The organism is Streptomyces sp. NBC_00223 (genome assembly GCF_036199905.1).
Classification (GTDB): Bacteria; Actinomycetota; Actinomycetes; order Streptomycetales; family Streptomycetaceae; genus Actinacidiphila.
The window spans coordinates 125,280-143,647 of the sequence record NZ_CP108109.1 but is presented as its reverse complement, the minus strand read 5'-3'; the positions used below and the strand labels follow the sequence as shown (position 1 = coordinate 143,647).

At 71.1% G+C, this 18,368-nt stretch carries 18 protein-coding genes; 6 read left to right on the top strand and 12 right to left on the bottom strand.

Annotated elements, in window-relative coordinates; translation table 11 throughout:
- Positions 1-59: 59 nt before the first annotated feature.
- Positions 60-449 (top strand): DUF427 domain-containing protein, encoded by a 390-nt coding sequence (locus tag OHA30_RS00630; protein ID WP_328911777.1) that lies wholly within the window; start codon positions 60-62, stop codon positions 447-449.
- A 107-nt stretch (positions 450-556) separates the two neighbouring features.
- On the opposite strand, the gene OHA30_RS00625 is transcribed toward OHA30_RS00630, so the two are convergent.
- Complete coding sequence (locus OHA30_RS00625; protein ID WP_328911776.1) at positions 557-1,234, bottom strand: CGNR zinc finger domain-containing protein; 678 nt, start codon at positions 1,232-1,234, stop codon at positions 557-559.
- A 191-nt stretch (positions 1,235-1,425) separates the two neighbouring features.
- Here OHA30_RS00625 and OHA30_RS00620 point away from each other — a divergent pair, with 191 nt between their 5' ends.
- A complete protein-coding gene (locus tag OHA30_RS00620) occupies positions 1,426-1,986 on the top strand; it encodes a carboxymuconolactone decarboxylase family protein (RefSeq protein WP_328911775.1) in 561 nt (186 codons plus the stop codon).
- Positions 1,987-2,055: 69 nt separating this feature from the next.
- On the opposite strand, the gene OHA30_RS00615 is transcribed toward OHA30_RS00620, so the two are convergent.
- From OHA30_RS00615 to OHA30_RS00585, 7 genes are all read right to left on the bottom strand, one after another.
- Positions 2,056-3,072, bottom strand: a complete 1,017-nt coding sequence (locus OHA30_RS00615; protein WP_328911774.1) for a LacI family DNA-binding transcriptional regulator — start codon at positions 3,070-3,072, stop codon at positions 2,056-2,058.
- Positions 3,073-3,312: 240 nt separating this feature from the next.
- On the bottom strand, positions 3,313-4,578 hold the full coding sequence (locus OHA30_RS00610) for a benzoate/H(+) symporter BenE family transporter (RefSeq protein ID WP_328911773.1): 1,266 nt from the start codon (positions 4,576-4,578) through the stop codon (positions 3,313-3,315).
- 201 nt (positions 4,579-4,779) lie between these two features.
- Positions 4,780-5,916, bottom strand: a complete 1,137-nt coding sequence (locus OHA30_RS00605) for a serine hydrolase domain-containing protein (RefSeq protein WP_328911772.1) — start codon at positions 5,914-5,916, stop codon at positions 4,780-4,782.
- Positions 5,917-6,067: 151 nt separating this feature from the next.
- Positions 6,068-8,752, bottom strand: coding sequence for a laminin G domain-containing protein (locus OHA30_RS00600; protein WP_328911771.1), 2,685 nt, complete (start codon positions 8,750-8,752; stop codon positions 6,068-6,070).
- Positions 8,749-9,687 carry a carbohydrate ABC transporter permease gene (locus tag OHA30_RS00595; protein WP_328911770.1) on the bottom strand — a complete coding sequence of 313 codons (939 nt, stop codon included), beginning with the start codon at positions 9,685-9,687 and terminating at the stop codon, positions 8,749-8,751. Before OHA30_RS00595 ends, OHA30_RS00600 begins: the two co-directional genes overlap by 4 nt.
- The gene (locus tag OHA30_RS00590) at positions 9,684-10,583 is read right to left on the bottom strand and encodes a carbohydrate ABC transporter permease (RefSeq protein WP_328911769.1); all 900 of its coding nucleotides are present in this window, start codon (positions 10,581-10,583) and stop codon (positions 9,684-9,686) included. Before OHA30_RS00590 ends, OHA30_RS00595 begins: the two co-directional genes overlap by 4 nt.
- Before the next feature lie 154 nt (positions 10,584-10,737).
- Positions 10,738-12,015 carry an extracellular solute-binding protein gene (locus OHA30_RS00585; protein WP_328911768.1) on the bottom strand — a complete coding sequence of 426 codons (1,278 nt, stop codon included), beginning with the start codon at positions 12,013-12,015 and terminating at the stop codon, positions 10,738-10,740.
- A gap of 199 nt (positions 12,016-12,214) precedes the next feature.
- On the opposite strand from OHA30_RS00585, the gene OHA30_RS00580 reads away from it, so the two are divergent.
- Positions 12,215-13,243 (top strand): LacI family DNA-binding transcriptional regulator, encoded by a 1,029-nt coding sequence (locus tag OHA30_RS00580; RefSeq protein ID WP_328911767.1) that lies wholly within the window; start codon positions 12,215-12,217, stop codon positions 13,241-13,243.
- A gap of 290 nt (positions 13,244-13,533) precedes the next feature.
- Here the strand turns inward: OHA30_RS00580 and OHA30_RS00575 are convergent, their stop codons facing one another.
- From OHA30_RS00575 to OHA30_RS00560, 4 genes are read right to left on the bottom strand one after another with little or no spacing between them, the layout of a single operon-like run.
- Entirely contained in the window at positions 13,534-13,674 is a 141-nt protein-coding gene (locus OHA30_RS00575; protein ID WP_328911766.1) for a hypothetical protein, read from the bottom strand.
- Between the two features lie 27 nt (positions 13,675-13,701).
- Complete coding sequence (locus OHA30_RS00570; protein ID WP_328911765.1) at positions 13,702-14,235, bottom strand: hypothetical protein; 534 nt, start codon at positions 14,233-14,235, stop codon at positions 13,702-13,704.
- 59 nt (positions 14,236-14,294) lie between these two features.
- A complete protein-coding gene (locus OHA30_RS00565) occupies positions 14,295-14,624 on the bottom strand; it encodes a hypothetical protein (RefSeq protein ID WP_328911764.1) in 330 nt (109 codons plus the stop codon).
- On the bottom strand, positions 14,621-14,839 hold the full coding sequence (locus OHA30_RS00560; protein WP_328911763.1) for a hypothetical protein: 219 nt from the start codon (positions 14,837-14,839) through the stop codon (positions 14,621-14,623). Before OHA30_RS00560 ends, OHA30_RS00565 begins: the two co-directional genes overlap by 4 nt.
- 260 nt (positions 14,840-15,099) lie before the next feature.
- Between OHA30_RS00560 and OHA30_RS00555 the strand changes: the two genes are divergently transcribed.
- The 3 genes from OHA30_RS00555 (at position 15,100) to OHA30_RS00545 (ending at position 18,367) form a co-directional block, all read left to right on the top strand.
- Complete coding sequence (locus tag OHA30_RS00555; protein ID WP_328911762.1) at positions 15,100-15,366, top strand: hypothetical protein; 267 nt, start codon at positions 15,100-15,102, stop codon at positions 15,364-15,366.
- Between the two features lie 599 nt (positions 15,367-15,965).
- Complete coding sequence (gene ltrA / locus OHA30_RS00550; protein WP_328911761.1) at positions 15,966-17,729, top strand: group II intron reverse transcriptase/maturase; 1,764 nt, start codon at positions 15,966-15,968, stop codon at positions 17,727-17,729.
- Positions 17,726-18,367, top strand: a complete 642-nt coding sequence (locus OHA30_RS00545; RefSeq protein WP_328911760.1) for a DUF6879 family protein — start codon at positions 17,726-17,728, stop codon at positions 18,365-18,367. The genes ltrA and OHA30_RS00545 overlap by 4 nt, the downstream gene beginning before the upstream one ends.
- The last annotated feature ends 1 nt before the right edge of the window (position 18,368 follow it).

Genomic DNA, 18,368 nt, shown 5'->3' with positions numbered 1-18,368 from the left:
GACGGATCTGCCTACGGTCGAAGGAGGATTGGACAGATCGGTCTACTGAGGGAGATCCCATGGAACGCACCGTCAAGATCCCGGGTCCCGATCACCCCATCACCGTCAAGCCGACGGCGTCCCGGGTCGTGGTACGGGCCGGCGGCCAGGTCGTCGCTGACACCACCCGCGCGCTGACCCTGCGCGAGGCAGACTACCCGGCCGTCCAGTACATCCCGCGGGCGGACGTCACCGAGGCCGCGCTGCGGCCGACCGACACCACGACGCACTGCCCGTACAAGGGCGACGCCTCGTACTTCTCCCTCGCCACGGCCGACGGCGACGTCGCCGACGCGGTGTGGACGTACGAGGCACCGCACGACGCGGTCGCCGAGATCGCCGGGCATGTGGCGTTCTACCCGCAGCACGTCGAACTCACCGTCGAGGACGCGGAGAAGGCCGCGCACTGAGGGCGGACGGCACAGAGCGGATGACGGCGGGCGGCTCCCTGACGACGGGGGGCCGCCCGCCGGTGGCTGCCCGCGGGCCGCTGACCCCGGCCGCCCGACGATGACGTTCAGCGCGCGGCCTGGCCGTGGTGCCGCTGGTAGTGGCGGGCGACCCGGGCCCGGTTGCCGCAGCCGGGGGAGCACCACTCGCGCCGGGGGTGGGTGCGCAGGAAGTACAGCACACAGCCGGGCGCGTGGCAGGCGCGCAGCTCGACCCGGTCCGGCCCGGCGAAGAGCCGGGCGGCCTGCTCGGCGATCGTGGAGAGCGCGGTGGCGGCCGGGTCGTGCGCGGACCGGGTGGCGCGGGCCGGGGTGCCGCCCTCGGGCCAGGCCAGATACGACCAGCCGGGGGCGTACGCGCAGGCCCGGTTGACGGCCTCGATCGCGGTGGCGAAGTCGGGTGTGTCCGTGCAGGCGCTCGGCCGGTCGTCCTCGGTGGAGACGGCGGCCAGCCGCCGCAGCGCGTCCCGCAGCAGTCTGAACTCCTCGACCAGGCCCGCCACTTCGCGCTCCGCCGCGCCCTCCTCGCCGCCGAGGGGCGGACCGCCGGCGAAGGTGTCCTCGGCGAACCGCGGGGCCACCGCGCGCAGCCAGACCGCGAGGTCGCTCCCGTCGACCAGCGCGTCATGGCGGCCTTTGTGATCCGCCCAGATGGTGTTCATCAGCTCGATGGGCAGCGGCTCGCCCAGCAGCGGCGCCGCGGTCTGCGGCGGCTGCCCGGTGGCGTACGGCTCCCTGGTGTCCATTCCGGCCACTGTAACTCTCCGCCTAATGGGTGCGCAAAGTGCGAGCCATTTGACACGGGGGCGGCGTCCCGTCATGGTTACTAATGAGAAGAACGGCCTCCACTCATTAGGAAGGCTCTTTTCGGGATTCCCGGGTTCCTGGGGTTCCCGGGGCTGGAGGTCCGCCACCGTCGTGCGAAAGGGTCACCGCCATGTCCAGACTTCCGCAGATCGACCCCGCCACCGCCACCGGCAAGGCCGCCGATGTGCTCACCGACGTACAGCGGACACTGGGACTCACCCCGAACATCACCAAGGCGATGGCCAACAGCCCGACGGTGCTCAAGGCGTACCTCCAGCTGCGCGGCACGCTGGCCGGCGGGGCGCTGCCCGCCGGGGTGCGCGAACGGCTCGCGGTGGCCACCGCCGAGGCCAACGGCTGCGCGTACTGCCTGTCCGCGCACCTCCACATGGGGGCGGAGATCGCCGGGATAGACGAGGAGGAACTGCGGCTGGCCCGGGAGGGCCGCTCGGCCGACCCGTACACCGCGGCGCTGCTCGCGCTGTCCGCCGAGGTCGCCGCGCACCGCGGCGCGGTGGACGACTCCGTGCTCGCGCGGGCGCGCGCGGCGGGGGTGACCGACGCCGAGATCGCCGAGGTCGTGGCCCACCTCGCGCTCAACGTCTTCACCAACTACTTCAACAACCTGGCCGACCCCGACAACGACTGGCCGGTCGTCGTCACCCCGCACACGCACGCGCCCGCCCACTGAGGCTGCGCGGCCAGCCCGCACGGCGGCGGGCGCCCGCCCGGGGGAGCGGCGCCGGGGTGCCGAGCCGGCTCAGCGCCGGGGCGCCGGGCCGGTCGAGCCGCGCAGCACCAGATGCGTGGCCAGTTCCACATGGAGGGTGTCCACGGTGTGCCGGTCGAGCAGCCGCATCAGCAGCGAGACCGCCATCCGCCCCATCTCCTCCAGCGGCTGACGGACCGTGGTGAGCCGGGGGACCGTACTGCGGCTGAGATCGATGTCGTCGAAGCCGGTGATCGACAGGTCCTCCGGCACCCGCAACTCCCGTTCGTACGCCGCCCGCAGCGCCCCGACCGCCGCCTTGTCGTTGAACGCGACCAGCGCGGTCGGGCGTTCGGGCAGGTCCAGCAGGTGGCAGGCGGCGTCGTAACCCCAGTCGGCGGTCGGCTCGATGCTGCGCAGCAGCTCGGGGGAGGGCAGCACCCCGGCGTCGGCGAGCGCGGAGGTGTGCCCGGCCAGCCGGGACTGGCTGGCCAGCCAGTCGCTCGGGCCGCCGATGACGCCGATCCGGCGGTGGCCGAGCTCCACCAGATGCGCGCTGACATTGCGGGCCCCGGTGAGATTGGCCGCCGACACCGAGGCGATGTCGCGGGGGAGCGGGGTGCGCGGATCGACCACCACGAACGGGAAGTCCCGCTCCCGCAGCGACTCCAGCTCCTTCTCCGGCTCCGGCGGCACGATCAGCACCGCGCCCGCGATCCCCGGGTCGTTGGGCAGCCCGGCCAGCACCTGGATGTCACGGGCCGAGTCGCCCGCGCTGAGCACCAGCCGCCGGCCGTGCAGATCCAGTGTCTCCGCGATCGAGGAGACGATCACCCCGAAGTAGTCGGTCAGCACATACGGGCATCGCACATAGATCGCCCCGCCCGCCGTGCCGCGTCTGGCCGGCGCCGGGGCGCCCAGCCGGGCCACCGCCCGGCGGACCAACTCCTGCGTCTCGGGGGCGACATGGGCGTGCCCGTTCATCACGCGCGACACGGTGGCGATCGACACGCCCGCTTCGGCCGCGATGGCCCGGACGGTGGCCCGCGTGCCCTGACGCCTAGGCACGTGTTACAGCGTTTCGTTTCATTACGGCAGCCTAGCGCCCGCCCACGCCGTACGCACCAGTCCCCGCAGCGGATTTCAACCCGCCGTAGGGTCGGCCGACCGGTCGGCATTCGCTCAGCCGTTGCGGCAGGTGTTTCAGAACGTTACACGACCGGGCCCGCGTACGGTCCCGCAGCGGTGCGGGACCCACCGCGGCCCTCGCAGGACCCACCCCCCGCGCCGGGCCCACGGCGCCGGGCGTCAGCGCTCGCCGGGCTTCTCCTTCGGTGCGGGCGCCGCGGGGCGCGTCTGCCAGTGTCGTACGGCGTACAGCGCGCCGCCCGCAGCCAGGCCCCAGAAGGCGCCGCTGACGCCGAAGAACGTCACCCCCGACACCGTGACCACCAGCGTCACCACCGCGGCCTCGCGCTGACCGGCGTCCGCGACCGCCGCGGTGAGCGCGTTGCCCAGCGCGCCCAGCAGCGCCAGGCCCGCCACCGCCTCGATCACATTGGGCGGCGAGGCGTTGACGAAGGCCACGGCGGCGGCCGCGCCGAGCCCCAGCAGGATGTACACCCCGCCGGCCACCGCGGCCGCCCGGTAGCGCTTGGTGCGGTCCGGCCCGGCCTCCTCGCCCGCGCACAGCGCGGCCGTGATCGCCGCCAGGTTGACGGCGTGTCCGCCCAGCGGCGCCGACAGCAGCGAGAACACGCCCGTCCAGCCGAACAGCGGGCCCGGCTCCGGGCGGTAGCCGTTGGCGCCGAGCACCGCGATGCCCGGGATGTTCTGCGAGGCCATCGTCACCACGTACAGCGGCAGCGCGATGCCGATCGCCGCCGCGGCCGTGAAGTGCGGGGTGACCAGCACCGGGTGCGGCCACATCGGGCCCAGCGAGTCCGCGGGGATGTGCGTGGTGAGCGCGATCAGCGCGATGGCGACGACGACCGCGGCGGGCACCGCGTACAGCTTCCGTACGCTGGCGACCACGGCCCAGGTCAGGACGACCGCGAGGCCGATGCCCGGGTTGGACTTCACCGCGGCGGCGGGGGCCAGGCACAGCGGGAGCAGGATGCCGGCGAGCATCGCGTTGGCCAGCGGCGCGGGAATCGCGGACACCCACCGGCCGAGCGGCTTCCACAGCCCGGAGACCACGATCAGCACGGCGGTGAGCAGGAAGGCGCCGACGGCCACCGGGAAGCCGCCGTGCGGCGCCGCCGACCCGGCCAGCAGCGCGGCCCCGGGCGTGGACCAGGCGACGCTGATCGGCAGCCGCGAGCGCAGACTGAGGAAGATCGCGCACATGCCCATCGCGACCGACAGCGCCATCAGCCCGGACGCGGCCTCGGCCGGCGAGGCGCCGACCCGGGCGAGGCCCTGGAGCACGACCGCGAAGGAACTGGCGAAGCCCACGAAGGCGGCGACGCACCCGGCGGTCGCCGCCCGTATCAGATCACTGCGCGCGGAGGGCGGGGCCGGTATCGCGCTGCGCTCGGACGTACGGGGGCCGGTCACCGGACCGGCTCGCACGGGTGGGTGTGCGCGACCGGAAACGACTGCATGGCGAATCCCCCCTCAGGAAACCGCGGTCCGCCGACCCTGTCGTCGTACGGTCCCGCCCTGCATCAGCGCACACCCGTCCGCGGCCGATCCGACCGCGTACCCGTCCGACGTCGGCACGGTTGCGAGCCCGTCCCGCGCGGAACGGGCTCGCGGCCGTGCCCGGACGGTTCACTCCAGGCTCTTCCGCACCGACGCGATCAGCCGGGTGGCGCGGGCGTCACCGTAGCCGATCATCCGATTGGCGACATAGCCGAAGCCGACACCGAACTCGTCGTCGCCGAAGCCGAACTGACCGCCCGCGCCGTCGTTGCCGAAACTGCGGGCCCCGAGCAGGGGGCGGAAGGAGGAGTCGAGCAGGAAGCCCGACCCCCAGCGCTGGCCCGCGTCCATGCCCGACCAGGACGGGCCGGAGGACTGTTCCCGTACGGCGTCGGTCACGGCGGCGGGCGAGAGCAGCCGCGGCGAGCCGTCGATCCCGGTGACGGCGGCGGCGTAGAGCCCGGCCAGGCCGCTCGCCGAGGAGACCGCGCCCGCGCCGGGGATCTCGGCGGCCAGCAGCGCGGGGTCGTTCCAGCCGTGCGGCTCGTCCAGCCCGGGGAAGGCGAACGCGCCGTTCATCGTCACCATGCGCATGATCAGCGACTCGGCGTCGGGCAGCTTCGGCCGGCCCCCGGCCTCGACCAGCCGGGCCAGCCGGCCGGTCTCTTCCGGCGGCAGGCCGATCCAGGTGTCCAGGCCCAGTCCGTCACCGAAGGCCGCGCGGAAGTACGCGCCCGGGGTGAGGCCGGTGATCCGCCGGATCACCTCGCCGAGCAGGAAGCCGAAGACATGCGCGTGGTACTCGTACGCGGCGCCCGGCTCCCACAGCGGTTCCTGCGCCTCGATCGCGCGCACCACCGGGGTCCACTCGACGATCTCCTCGAAGCCCAGCACGGCATCCAGGACCGGCAGTCCGGCGCGGTGCCCGAGCACCATGCGCGCGGTGATCTCCTCCTTGCCGTGCCCGGCGAACTCCGGCCAGTAGCGGCCGACCGGGGCATCCAGGTCCCACTGCCCCCGCTCCGCCAGCAGTTGGGCGCAGAGACCGATCACGCCCTTGGCGCAGGAGAACACCGGCACGACCGTGTCCTGCCGCCACGGCCGGCCGTCGCGCTCGTCCGCGACCCCGCCCCACAGCTCCACGACCTTGCGTCCGCCCACGAACACGGTGACGGCGGCGCCGAGTTCACCGCTCTCCGCGAAGTTCCGGGCGAAGGTGTCCGCGACGGCACCGAACCCTTCGTCGGCCCACCCGTTGTGCTCCACCGTGCCTCTTCCCCTGCCCGTGCCCATACGCGGGGGCACCCCCGTCACCGGTCGTCGACCGGCACACGGTACGCGGCCACGGGGAGCGGCCTCCACCGAATTTGCGCGGCCGGGGGCGGGTCCGGCCCCCCGGCCGCGCGCCGCCCCCGGGTCAGGTCCGGGGGAGGTGGTGCAGCGCGCCGAAGGCCGTGACGACCGGGTCCGCCCCGACGCCCGCCCCCTCGACGCCGAAGAGCCCGGCGATCACCGCCTCCGTCACGGCGACGGCGGCCACGCTCTCCCGGTTGGAGACCCCGCGTTCCGCGACCCGGTAGCGGCCGCCCTCGGTGACCTCCATCGCCTGGCCCCACAGCGCCCCCGACGTGGCCCGGTGGGCCCGCCGCAGCACACCCGCCGCGAGGTCGGGCCGCCCCAGCCGGCACAGCCCGTACGCCGTGGCACCCGGCCAGGCCGCGAACGCGCCGGCCGCGCCGTGGTCGGGCCGGTCGGACAGGGGCGCGATCGGGTCGAGCGGATCGAGCGCCCGCATCCAGTCGCCGTCGATCAGCCGCTCGTCGGCGAACCGCACCATCGCCGCGCGCTGCTCCTGCGACAGATCCCCGGCCATGTCGGCGGCGACCAGGGCGAAGTCCAGGCAGTGGCCGATGACCTCGTCGCCCTCGGGGTGCGCGATCCGCCAGCGGCCGTCGCCCGCGTACTGCCCGAGCACCGCCCGCGCCAGCCGGTCGCCGTCCGCCTCGGCGGCCGCCGCCTCCGCCGGGTCCTCGCCGAGCGAGCGCAGCAGCCCGGCCAGCGAGCGCAGCATGCCCACGTAACCGGCGTTCAGCGACACCACCGCGTCACGGTAGTTGGGCACGCACTCCAGCAACTCCCAGGCGTCCCGGCCGAAGTCGACCAGCACCCCGTCGCCGAAGGCCGCCCGCAGCCGCCGCGGCCGGTACGCCATCGCCCGCAGATGGTCCAGCACACCGCGCCCGCCCGTGATTTCGTCGAGCAGGGACCTGTCGCCGGTCACCGCCAGATACGCCGTGACCGTACGGAACAGCGCGTGGTCGTTGGCCGCGTAGTGGTTGCCGACCGGCAGCCGGTTCCAGGTGTCGAAGGAGTGGCAGTGCTCGTACGGCTGGCCGAGCGCCGCCAGGATCCAGGCCCGCAGCCCGCGCGGCTCCAGCATCGCCGCCGAGCGCGCGAACTCCGACTGGTCCCAGAAGAAGGTCGTCGTCGGCCCGAGCCGCGGCCCGCCGGTCAGGAACACCGGACCGGTCCGCGACACCCGGGTGTTGCGCATGTACACCGCGAGCAGGGCGCCGAGATAGTACGTACGGGCCAGGTCGGCGTCCGGGGTGACCAGCGTCGGCAGATGGCCGGAGAACTCCGGGTTGCCCGGGGTGAAGGCGTGCCGCCAGGTCGTCCGCCAGCACTGCGCGACCTGTGCGAAGGCCGCCTCGAAGGACCCCGCGGCCGCGTCGGCGGCCGCCCGCGCCCCGGCCGCCGCGTCGCCGATGTCGAGCACGAAGCCCAGCGTCCGCGACTCGCCCGGCCCGAGTTCGAGGTCCCAGCGGGCCACCCCCCGGGACCCCTCGGCGGTCAGCGCGTCGGGCGCGCCGGCGAAGGCGTAGACGGAACGCGCCGGGCTGTCCGCGTCCGTCACGAGCAGCCGGCCGTCCTCGACCGAGGCCGTCCACCGCTGCCCGCCCCACCAGGGCGCGGTACGGGCGACGGTCCCGCCGTCCACCGCCAGGGTCGCGCCGCCGCCGTCCACCCGGACGGCCACCCGGTGCCAGCCGCCGGTGGGCAGCGGGTCCGGCGCGACCACGTACTCGCCGCCGATCCGCAGCGACAGCCGCCCGCCGGTGAAGGCGACCTGCGCGGAGTCGGGATGGTTGCCGTGGGTGGCGACCACTCCGTCGACCCCGGCCCGGTCGACCCGCACCTCGAATCCGAGGGTGTCCCCGGCCGCCAGCGCCACCGGGCCGATCCGCAGATCGGTGCCCGCCCGTACGGTGTGGGCCGCCGCCGGTTCGCCGACCGGCTCGGCCGAGCCGTCGGCCCGGGTCACGCCCACCGCCCGGACCAGGCAGGGCGCGCCCGGCTCGCGTATCCGGCCCGAGTCCGGCGTGGAGTGGTCGGGCAGCTCGGACTCCAGCAGCATCGGCGCCGAGTCCTCGTCACGCTGGATACCGGGGATGCGCGGGGAGCCGAGCCGTATCCAGCGCTCACCGGGCGGCAGCAGCTGGACCTGCGCGGGAGACTCGGCGAGCACCTCGGCGCGCAGCCGTTCGGTGGCGTAGAAGTCGTGGTGGTGGCCGGAGTTCCACGGGGTGCCGTAGAGCCAGCCCCAGTCCACCTCGGAGTGCGCGAACATCGCGAGCAGTTCCTGCTCGGCGGTCGCGGTGACCGGATCGGCCGAGTCGTTGCGCAGCGTGATCCGCCACAGCAGACGGCTGCGCTCGTACCCCATCCGCACCTCGGCGCGCACCGACAGCGGGCCGCGGGACGCCGTACGCTCCACGCCCCACGGCGACCAGCGCAGCCGCTCGGCGGCGAGGGGTACGCCGTCGATCCGCAGCACGCCGGTGTGGTAACCGCCGCTGTACGGCGGGAAGGCCAGCCAGGACAACGATGTCAGATCCTGGTTGACGTGCCCCTGGCCCCACTGGTTGCGCAGGGACGGCAGATGGGCGACTTCCGAGGCCGGCAGCCAGTCGCCCGCCAGCTCGTCGAGTACGGGCACACCGGGCGCCCGCTCCGCGCGGGCGGCCGGGTCCGGGACGGACGGATCCGGGGCGGCCGGGGCCGCCGCGTCGCCGGGGCGCGCCCGCAGCGCGCCGCTCACTTGGCCGATCCCGCGGTCAGGCCCGCGATGAACTGCTTCTGCATCGCGAGATAGCCGACCACCGGGATGATCCCGGCGAGGAACATGATGCCGAACAACTGGCCGTAATCCATCTGGAACTGCCCCACGGAGAGATAGAGACCGGTGGTGATGGTCTGGCCCTGCAACGGGCCGAGGATGAACTGCGGGTTGAGGAAGTCGTTCCAGATCCACAGCGAGAGGAAGATGGCCACGGTGGCGGTGGCCGGCCGGACCAGCGGCATGATGATCGTCCACCAGATCCGCAGCCCGCCCGCGCCGTCCAGCCGGGCCGCCTCGACGATCTCGTCCGGCACCGCCCGCATGAAGCCGACGTAGACGAAGACCGCGAAGGAGAAGTAGCCGCCGCCCAGGTTGGACAGGATCAGCCCGGGATAGGAGTGGTCGAGGTGCAGGAAGGTGAGGATACGGATGGTCGGCAGCAGCACCACCTGCGGCGGGATCATCAGACCGGCGGCCAGCATCGCCAGCACCGCGGCCCGCGCGCGGGTGCGGCGGCGCGAGATGTAGAAGCTGAACGCCGAGCCGAGCGGGACCAGCAGCACCACCGAACAGACCACGACGATCAGCGAGTTGCGCAGGCCCAGCTGGAGCAGATGGTCGGGACGGCTGAGCGCGGTGGACAAATTGCCCAGCGTCGGGTGGACGGGAGGCGCCGCCGGATCGGCGACGATGTCGGCCTCCTTCTTGAACGCGTTGACGATCGTCAGATAGATCGGGCTGACGAAGACCAGCACCAGGACGACCGCCAGGGTCAGCCGGGCCGGGCTCAGCAGCCGCCGTCCGCGCGCGGCCGGCCGGACCGGCCGGCCCGGGGAGCGCGCGGACCGCGCCGAGGCCGGGCGGTGGGCCGCGGGCCGGGCGGCGCTCCGGGACGAGGTGTGCTGGACGGTCACAGGTCGACCTCCCTGCGGCGCAGGACGCTGGTGACGGACAGGGCGATGACCGCGGACAGCGCCAGCAGGAACATCGCGATGGACGAGGCGTAGCCGAACCGGTCGTTGGTGAAGGCCATCTTCACGATGTACTGCGCCGTGGACTGCGTGGCGTTGGCCGGTCCGCCGGAGGTGAGCACCTGGATGACGTCGTACAGCTTGAGCACGGTGATCAGCGAGATGGTCACGCTGATGGTGGTCGCGGGGGCCACCATCCGCAGGGTGATCATCCGGAACTGCTGACGGGAGTTGGCGCCGTCGATGGCGCCCGCGTCGTACAGCTCCCGGGGGATGTTCTGCAGCGCGGCGAGATACACCACCGTGGTGAAGCCCGAGAGCACCCAGGCGACCACGACGCCCACCGAGAGCTGGGCCAGATGCGGCTTGCCCAGCCAGTCGACCGGCTGGGCGGCCAGATGGGTGCGCGCCAGCAGGTCGTTGAGCAGACCGTCCTCGGTGAAGATCGTCTTCCAGACGAAGCCGACGATCACCCCCGAGATCACCTGCGGGAGGAAGGCGATCGTGCGCAGCACCCGGTAGCTGAGTTCGGTGCGGTCGAGCAGCATCGCGAAGGCGAGGCCGACCACGTTGGCCACCACCGTCACCCCGAGGGCCAGCGCGAGGGTGAAGCCGACGCTGGACCGCAGCTGGTCGTCGTGCAGCATCTCCGAGTAGTTGGCGAAGCCGACCCAGTTGCTGCCCGACTTCAGCGGGTTCTCGTCGGTGAAGCTGCTGCGCAGGCTCATGAAGACCGGCACAACGATGAAGACCAGGTAGAGCAGCAGGCCGAGTGCGGCGATCAGCCGCAGCCCCAGATCCTGCGAGGTGTCGCGAAACCAGTGCGAGAGCGGCTTCACTGTCCCTCTCCCTTCTTGCCGGACGCCTGCTCGGGTCGGACCGTCGTACGGTGCCGGGCCGTTGAACGGTGCTGGACCGTCGAACAGTGCCGTTCCGTCGTACGGTGCCGTCCCCGGCGGGGCCGGGCGGTGGTGGTCACGGGTCGGTGCGGGGTCACTTGGTCGCGGTGTCCCATGACTTGTCGAGCTTGGCCATCTGGCCCTTGACGTCCTTGGAGTTGAACAGCGCCTGCGCCGCGGCGTAGAAATCGTTGTTGAGCGAGCCGGGCAGCGCGTCGTCGTTGGTGGCCCAGCCGATGGCGCTCACCTTGGTGTCGGTCTTGGTGACGTAGGAGTACGAGTCGGTGAAGGCCGGGCTGACCGTGACGTCGTAGTCCTTGAGCGTCTTGTCCTTGAGCATCGGGAAGGCGCCGTCGCCCTCGATCAGCGCCTTGAGGTTCTGCGGGTCGAGCGACCACGCCTTGCCGAAGGCGGTCGCCGCGGCCACGTCCTTGGCCCGGGTGCTGATCGCCATCGAGCCGCCCACCGCGAAGGGCACCACGACCGAGCCGTCGTCGGTCGGCCACGGGAAGACGCCGATGGTGTCCCACTGGTCCTTGGGGATCGAGCCGAGGTACCAGCTGCCCATCGGGTACATGGCAGCCTTCCCCGCGTTGAAGTTCTTGATCGAGTCGGCGTAGCTGACGTTGAGCGCGCCCTGCTCGAAGTAGTCCTTCTCCACCAGCGTGCGCATCTTCTGCGCGGCGGCGACCACGTCGGCGTCGGAGAACTTGACCTGGCCGGCGTAACGCTGCTGGACCCACTGCGGGTTCTTGCCCAGGACGTCCGCGCTGAGGGCGCCGGTCAGCGGCATGGCCGCCGCGAAGGGGTCGTTGCCGCCCAGCTCCAGCGGGGTGATCCCGGCGGACTTGAGCTTCGCCGACACGTCGAGGAACTGCGACCACGTGGTCGGGGGCCGCACCCCCGCCTTGGTGAAGAGCGACTTGTTGTAGAAGACCAGCGGGATGATCTGCGAGTTGGTCGGCGGGATGTAGACCTTGCCCTTGATCGCGTTGCCCTGCGGCAGCAGGAAGTTCTGGTCGATCCACGCCTGGTCGTACGGCTGGAGGAGGCCGGCCTCGGTGTACTGCGAGGGCGTGATCGACTGGAGCAGGTCGGGGAACTGGCCCGACGCCTGGAGCTGCTTGGCGTACGAGTCGCGGTCGGTGCTCGGCGCCACGACCTGCTTGATCGTCACACCGGGCGCCTCCTTCTCGGCGCGGGCGATGGACGCCTTCCAGAACGCCGGGGTCAGCGAGGGGGTGTTGAAGGTCAGATAGGTCAGGGTCTTGCCGCCGGAGGAACCGCCGTCCGACGCCGAGTTGGAGTTCGAGCACGCGGCGAGCAGGAGCACGCCCGCCGCCGCGACCGCGGCGGCACTTCTTCTGAGCATGGCCGTACCTTTCGAGGGAGGGTGTCGGAGACACACGTGTCAGGGCCGGGACGTTGGCGCTTGAGTCTCGTCGGCGAGATAACGTTGTCTCGCCGAGTACAGTAAGGTTCCGCGACAGCAAGTCAAGCCCTCCGGCGATCACGGACAGATCTCGGGGAACCGGGGGCGGGTCGTGACCGATCGAGCGAAGGGAAGCGAAGTGCCTGGTCCTGGTGCCGTCGGCAAGCGCGGATTGTCCCGCCCGCGCCGCCCCACGATGGTCGATGTCGCCCGCGAGGCGGGCGTGGCGCTGCGCACCGTCTCCCGCGTGGTCAACGGCGACACGACGGTCGGCGGCGAGCTGGCGGAACGGGTCCGGCAGGCCGTCGCCCGGCTCGACTACCAACCCGACGAACGCGCCCGCCAGTTGCGCAGCGGCCGTACCGGCACGATCGGCGCCGCCGTACGGCACATCGCCGACGCCCACCCCGTACTGCGCGCGGTGGACGAGGCCGCGCGCGGCGCCGGGCTGACCGTCGTGGCGATGTCCACCGAGGACGACGAGGTGCGCGAGCGGGAGGCGGTGATGTCGATGTGCCGGCGGCGGATGGACGGCGTCATCATCGAACCGATCGCCGACGGCCACCAGTACCTCCAGCCCGAGATCGACTCGGGGCTCCCGGTGGTCGCCTTCGACCGCCCGGCCACGGGCGTCCAGGTGGACACCGTGCTCTCGGACAACCGCGGCGGCGTTGAACTCGCCTTCGCCCACCTGGCCGCGCAGGGCCACCGGCGGATCGGCTACATCGGCGACGACGAGCGGATCTACACCGGACGGGAGCGGGCGGCCGCCTTCCGCGACTGTCTGCGCGGCGTCGGCGCGCCGCAGGAGGGCCTGGTGCACCCCGGGCCCATCGTGGCCGAACGGATCAGCGCGGCGCTGGAGAGCCTGCGCGGCGGGCCCGACCCGGCCACGGCGATCGTGACCGGCAACTTCTCCACGACCGTGGCCGTGATCCGCGCGCTGGGCCCGGACTTCGGCGCGACGGCGCTGGTCGGCTTCGACGATTTCGGCCTCGCGGACCTGCTCAGGCCGGGACTGACGGTGGTCGCGCAGGGCGACGTGGAGATAGGCCGTACGGCCATCGACCTCTTCCGCGCCCGCCTGGCCGACCCGTCCCGCCCGGTCCGTACGGTCACGGTGCCGACGACGCTGATCGCCCGGGGGTCGGGCGAGATCGCGCCGTGAGGCGGGGGAGCGGGGGCGGGGCGGGGGTCTACGGGGGTGGGGGCGCGTGTCCGTGTGCGTGGCCCGGCGGCCCGGCGGCGGGCGCCGAACTTACGCCGCAGGGCAGCGAGCGAGTACCCCTCCTGGCCGAACATCCGCACGTGGGGCGCGGTTTGCGACTTCGCCGAACGGAGTCGCAAAACTGGGGCTTCACCCGCGAACGACGAAGGCCCCCACCGGACACCTTGGGGGCGTGGATCCGGTGGGGGCCTCGGGTTCCCCCGGCCTCGTTGCGGGCCGGGCTCGATCTGTCAGCGGCCGTCTGAAGGCGAGGGCGGGATGATGAATCCCCGCATGGGGATCGGGTCTCCCTCCGGCGACTCATCACGGGCGGTCCGCGCCGGCTTCATCGCTTCGACGACTTCCGCGTACCGGGGGTCGATCCACTCCATGGCCTGCCTCCTGTCGTGACCGTCAGGCTACCGCCGGACGGCCGCTGCGGCTGTCTTCTGCGGCGGCGCGGGCTGGGGCTTCTGCGGGCGGATGATCTCGATGGGGCTGCAATCCCCCGGCTTCGGCGTGTGCACGCCCGCCTCCGTGACGATGATCCGTCCATTGGACGGGGCCGCCCACACGTCCATGTCGGGCTCGTGTCCGGCCGCATGGAGCAGGCCGATGGTGCGGTCCATGACCTCGTCATCGTGCCGGGTCGGGTCGGGCGGCTCGGGGTAGTGGTGGATGAACGTTCCGAGGCGATCGCAGAGCCGGCCGTACACCGCGGTGTGGAGGATCAGGGCGTGCCATCCCTCGTCGACGACGCGGGACGGTGCGATGACCGTGGTGGGGTTGGCCGCGGCGATGGCGACGAACGCGAGCGCCTCGGTGACGATGCGGCCGGCGGTCGCCGGGTCCATGCCGGGGTTGTTGCCCTGCACGGTGGCGACGACATCGGCGAACTGGCGGGGCGGCAGCAGAGACCGGGCGTCGAATACAGGCGCGGGCGTGGTGAGCAAGATGCCTCCTGTGTCAGATGGGTTATGCACTTGGTCCGCGGGTGGGCAGAGGTCCCCGTCTACAGCGAGCGGCGCACGCAGTCTCGCGGGTCGGTGTGCAGCAGCACGTCGGGAGCGGCGCCGGTCGCCTGATTGATCGCGTAGGTCCGCCCGGCCCCGGGCGGGATGGGCTGCTGGCAGGTCTGGCAGGTGCCCTCGGTGGCCGGCTCGGGCTCGATGCCGCCGGCGTCCTTGGGTAGGGGTACCCGCACGCCGCGCGCTGCGGATTCCGCCAGCGCGATCCAGCGGCGCGTCAGGCCCACGCCGGTCGCACAGTCGGTGCCGCGGGCGCACATCGGGCAGTGTCGGGTGTGCTGCTGCATGGCAGCCAGCGCCGGCGTGTCGGTCATCCCTGTGCCCGGCGGGCGGTGGTGATGGCGGTGGCCGTGACCCGGGCGGTTGCGGCGCCGACGACACACACGGCGCCGGTCTCCCGGCACTGGGCGCACCGGGCGAGGTGGGTGCGCATCGCGTCGAGGGGGATCGGGTCGCCGTCCTGCGGCGGCTGGTATGCGGCGTCGGGGGCGCCCACGATCCGTGGTGCGAGGTGGATATCATCGGCCATGTCGACCCCTTCGCGGTCGTCCACGCCCCGGGCCCTGGCCGGCCGCGGGGCATTCTGCTGCCCGCCCCGCGGAGCATCGGCGCGCAGGACGGGCGCAGTTCGACGGTACGTAGCTGTTGTGCGCGAGCGTGAGCGCTGTGCACCGATGTGCATACGAAGTACCCGCCAGGGTGGATGGCCGATAGGCGCTCTTGACCCACCCTCGGCGCGCCCGGGATGGTGGCGCACATCGGCGCACCGACGTCACGAGGAGGGCCGTCATGGCCTTACTGTTCATCGGCATCGACCCCAACACCGGGCACAACGGGTCTCCCACTGTCTGGGTAGACCTCGACGCCCAAGACCTCGTCGTGCAGAGCTACATCGCCGACGAGCCCACCCGCCAGGAGTGCGTCGCGAACACCGCCCCGGGCCACGCGAAGGGAATCCCCGGCCACGAGACGGTCATCCGGATCCCGGCCCACATGATCCCGATCCTGAGAAAGGCGTGCGAGTGCGACACGAGGTCGCTCCAGCTGAGTGGATGAGTGAGAGGAGGAGGTAACCGCCCCGGACCGGTGTCCAAGGTCCGTCCCCACGTTCGCATGCGTCGCTGGCAACGGCGGGGTGTGAAGCCGAGCGGAAAAGTCCAAGAGCAGCCTGGCCATCGGGCAGCCACAGGCGAAGGGGAAGGCTGGACGGGCGAATGTGAGTGAACCCTTGATGACGCCTCGTTACTTCCAAGTCGCGCGGATGGCAGAGCAGTTGGCGGCTATAGAACCCGAGCACGGAAGAGTGCTGTGCGATCCCGCTTCTTCGCATGAGCGGGAGTGGACACCGCAGGTTCCGGGGTAAAGAGGGCGCCCACCCCAGCCGCATCTCACTGGAGCGGAACGTGGAAACCCTGTTGGAGTCCGTGAGGTTCACGGTAAGCCGGAGGCAACGAAGGCTCAACTCTCCAGCAGGACAGGATGATCCGAGAAGCGAATGCCGACAGGGCGAAAGTCCAGGGGAAACCGGGGCGGACAAGCCTCCCCGCATAACCCGTCGGATACGGGCATGTGCCCGGCCCGAAAGGGAGCCCACGCGGATCAGGTGAGCCTGTGAAGATCAGCTATCTGGAAACCAGAACTGAGGGGCAAGTTAGATGCCGAGTTCAGGAACGAGGACAGGAGCAACTGTCCGGCCTGCTCTGGCGAACGGACCCGAAGACCACACGCAGGCATGGAACAGCATCGACTGGGCCAAGGCCGAAGCGTCGGTACGGCGACTGCGGCAGCGCATCTTCACAGCTACGCGCGAAGGGCACTTGAAGAGAGTCCGAAACTTGCAGAAACTCATGCTGCGATCCCACTCCAACGTGCAGGTAAGCGTGAAGAGGGTGGCCCAGTTGAGTTCCGGACGCCGGACGGCCGGCATCGATGGTGAAACCGCCCTGACTCCGAAGGAGCGAGGACGGATGGTGGCCGAGCTGGCAGCCAAACCCACCATCGACCATGCTCGCCCCGTACGGCGCGTGTACATTCCCAAAGCGAACGGAAAGCGACGCCCGCTGGGAATCCCAGTCATGTGCGACCGTGCCCGCCAGGCCATGGTCAAGAATGCGCTGGAACCCGAGTGGGAAGCTCGTTTCGAGGCTCGGAGTTTCGGCTTCCGCCCCGGACGAGGGTGCCACGACGCGATCACGAACATCTTCAGCACGGTGGCCCAGAGACGGGCACGGCGGCTGTGGGTTCTCGACGCTGACCTGGCATCGGCATTTGACCGGATCGACCATGAGCACCTGATGACGAACCTTGGCCACTTCCCTGGTAGGGGAATGATCCGTGGATGGCTCAAGTCAGGGATCATGGAGAACATGCGGTTCGCGCCTACTGAGGAGGGAACTCCGCAGGGTGGCGTGGTGAGCCCGTTGTTGTTGAACATCGCTCTTCACGGGATGAGTGCAGCCGCCGGTTGCCTCGAAGGTGCCACGTTGTGGCAGCGGAGGGATGCGCCGGTGCTTGTGCGGTACGCCGACGACTTCGCCGTGTTCTGTCACAGCGAGAGTCAGGCGTATCGGGTCAAGGATGACTTGGCCGGGTGGCTGGAGCCGAGAGGGCTGTCCTTCAACGAGGAAAAGACGCGCGTTGTCCACCTCGAAGAGGGATTTGACTTTCTCGGGTTCAACGTTCGCCGCTACAACGGGAAACTGCTCACGAAGCCGAGCAAGTCCGCTGTCAAGGGGTTCCGGAAAAGGCTCCGCGACGAGATGTTGGCCCACCGAGGGTCTAACGTGATGGCCGTGGTGAAGCGGCTCAACCCGATTCTTCGGGGATGGGCCACCTACTACCGGTCGGGTGTGTCCAAGAAGACGTTCCGCGATCTGGACGACTACTTGTGGAAGCTGACCTTCAAATGGGCCAGACACACGCACCCGAGGAAGTCGAAGACCTGGTGTACCGAAAGGTACTACGGTCAGTTCAACTCGTATCGCCAGAGCAAATGGGTATTTGGTGACCGGGAAACCGGCATGTACCTCTACAAGCTCAGGTGGACCAAGATTGAACGGCACGTCGGCCTCAAGGCGGGGTATTCGCCTGATGATCCGACGCTCGCCGAGTACTGGGCGAATCGCACGCGCAAAAGGATGCCAGCAACCGCGGACAGGACGTCTGTCACGCTGGCAGCTCGCCAAAAGGGGATCTGCCCCCTGTGCAAACAGGCGCTGATCTCCGGTGCCGAATACGAGCCTGACAGCCCGCGGGAGTGGGCGGCCTGGTTCTCGGCATCCATGAAGATGCTTCACAAGCATCACTTCGTGTATAGGCGGCACGGCGGCTCGGACGAGAAGACAAACCTCCGCCTCGTACACGCTGAATGTCATCGCCAGCATCACGCTGGCGACAACAGGAGGGCCGGGCAGGCATGAACGCGCGCAACAGCTCTGGGGGCTCGCTTGAGCCGGATGCGGTGAACAGCCGCACGTCCGGTTCTGAGGGGGCCGGGGCGTGGCAACACGCTCCGGCTACCCGACTGCTGCCGAGCGAAGTGGACTTCAAGGGCCTGCTGGAAGCGGCCCGGGCCTCGGCCGTGCACCTGGAGATGCGTGACCAGTACGCCGTCGGCGACGAGCGCGCGGACTTCGAGCAGTGGCGTGCCACCGGCCGGCGCGACGTCGACCCCGCCTCGGACTACTGGGCGCCGTGGGTGGACCTGATCTCGCGGACTCGCGCCCGCGGTGTCACCGTGCGCCGGGCCCGCATCGTCAGCGAACCCGCCACCGAGTACATCCGCTACGAGCACGCCGGCACGGACGTCAACGTGGCCGCCGGCGAACAGGTGCGGTGGCTCCCCCGGCACCAGGCCGCGACGCTGCTGGTACCCGGCACAGACCTGTGGATCTTCGACAACGAGACCGTGCTGTTCAACCACTTCACCGGCGACGGCAACTGGGCCGACCCCGACATGGAACTGGTGACCGACCCGACCGTCGTCCAGCAGTGCGCGACCGCCTTCGAGCGCATCTGGGAGCGCGCCGTCCCGCACGACCAGTACACGATCCGCTGAA

What these genes read in the sequence shown, in the direction of transcription:
- OHA30_RS00630 (WP_328911777.1), top strand. Translation starts at nt 60, where the DNA reads ATGGAACGCACCGTCAAGATCCCGGGTCCCGATCACCCCATCACCGTC.
- OHA30_RS00625 (WP_328911776.1), bottom strand. Translation starts at nt 1,234, where the DNA reads ATGGACACCAGGGAGCCGTACGCCACCGGGCAGCCGCCGCAGACCGCG.
- OHA30_RS00620 (WP_328911775.1), top strand. Translation starts at nt 1,426, where the DNA reads ATGTCCAGACTTCCGCAGATCGACCCCGCCACCGCCACCGGCAAGGCC.
- OHA30_RS00585 (WP_328911768.1), bottom strand. Translation starts at nt 12,015, where the DNA reads ATGCTCAGAAGAAGTGCCGCCGCGGTCGCGGCGGCGGGCGTGCTCCTG.
- OHA30_RS00575 (WP_328911766.1), bottom strand. Translation starts at nt 13,674, where the DNA reads ATGGAGTGGATCGACCCCCGGTACGCGGAAGTCGTCGAAGCGATGAAG.
- OHA30_RS00565 (WP_328911764.1), bottom strand. Translation starts at nt 14,624, where the DNA reads ATGACCGACACGCCGGCGCTGGCTGCCATGCAGCAGCACACCCGACAC.
- OHA30_RS00560 (WP_328911763.1), bottom strand. Translation starts at nt 14,839, where the DNA reads ATGGCCGATGATATCCACCTCGCACCACGGATCGTGGGCGCCCCCGAC.
- OHA30_RS00555 (WP_328911762.1), top strand. Translation starts at nt 15,100, where the DNA reads ATGGCCTTACTGTTCATCGGCATCGACCCCAACACCGGGCACAACGGG.
- ltrA (WP_328911761.1), top strand. Translation starts at nt 15,966, where the DNA reads ATGCCGAGTTCAGGAACGAGGACAGGAGCAACTGTCCGGCCTGCTCTG.
- OHA30_RS00545 (WP_328911760.1), top strand. Translation starts at nt 17,726, where the DNA reads ATGAACGCGCGCAACAGCTCTGGGGGCTCGCTTGAGCCGGATGCGGTG.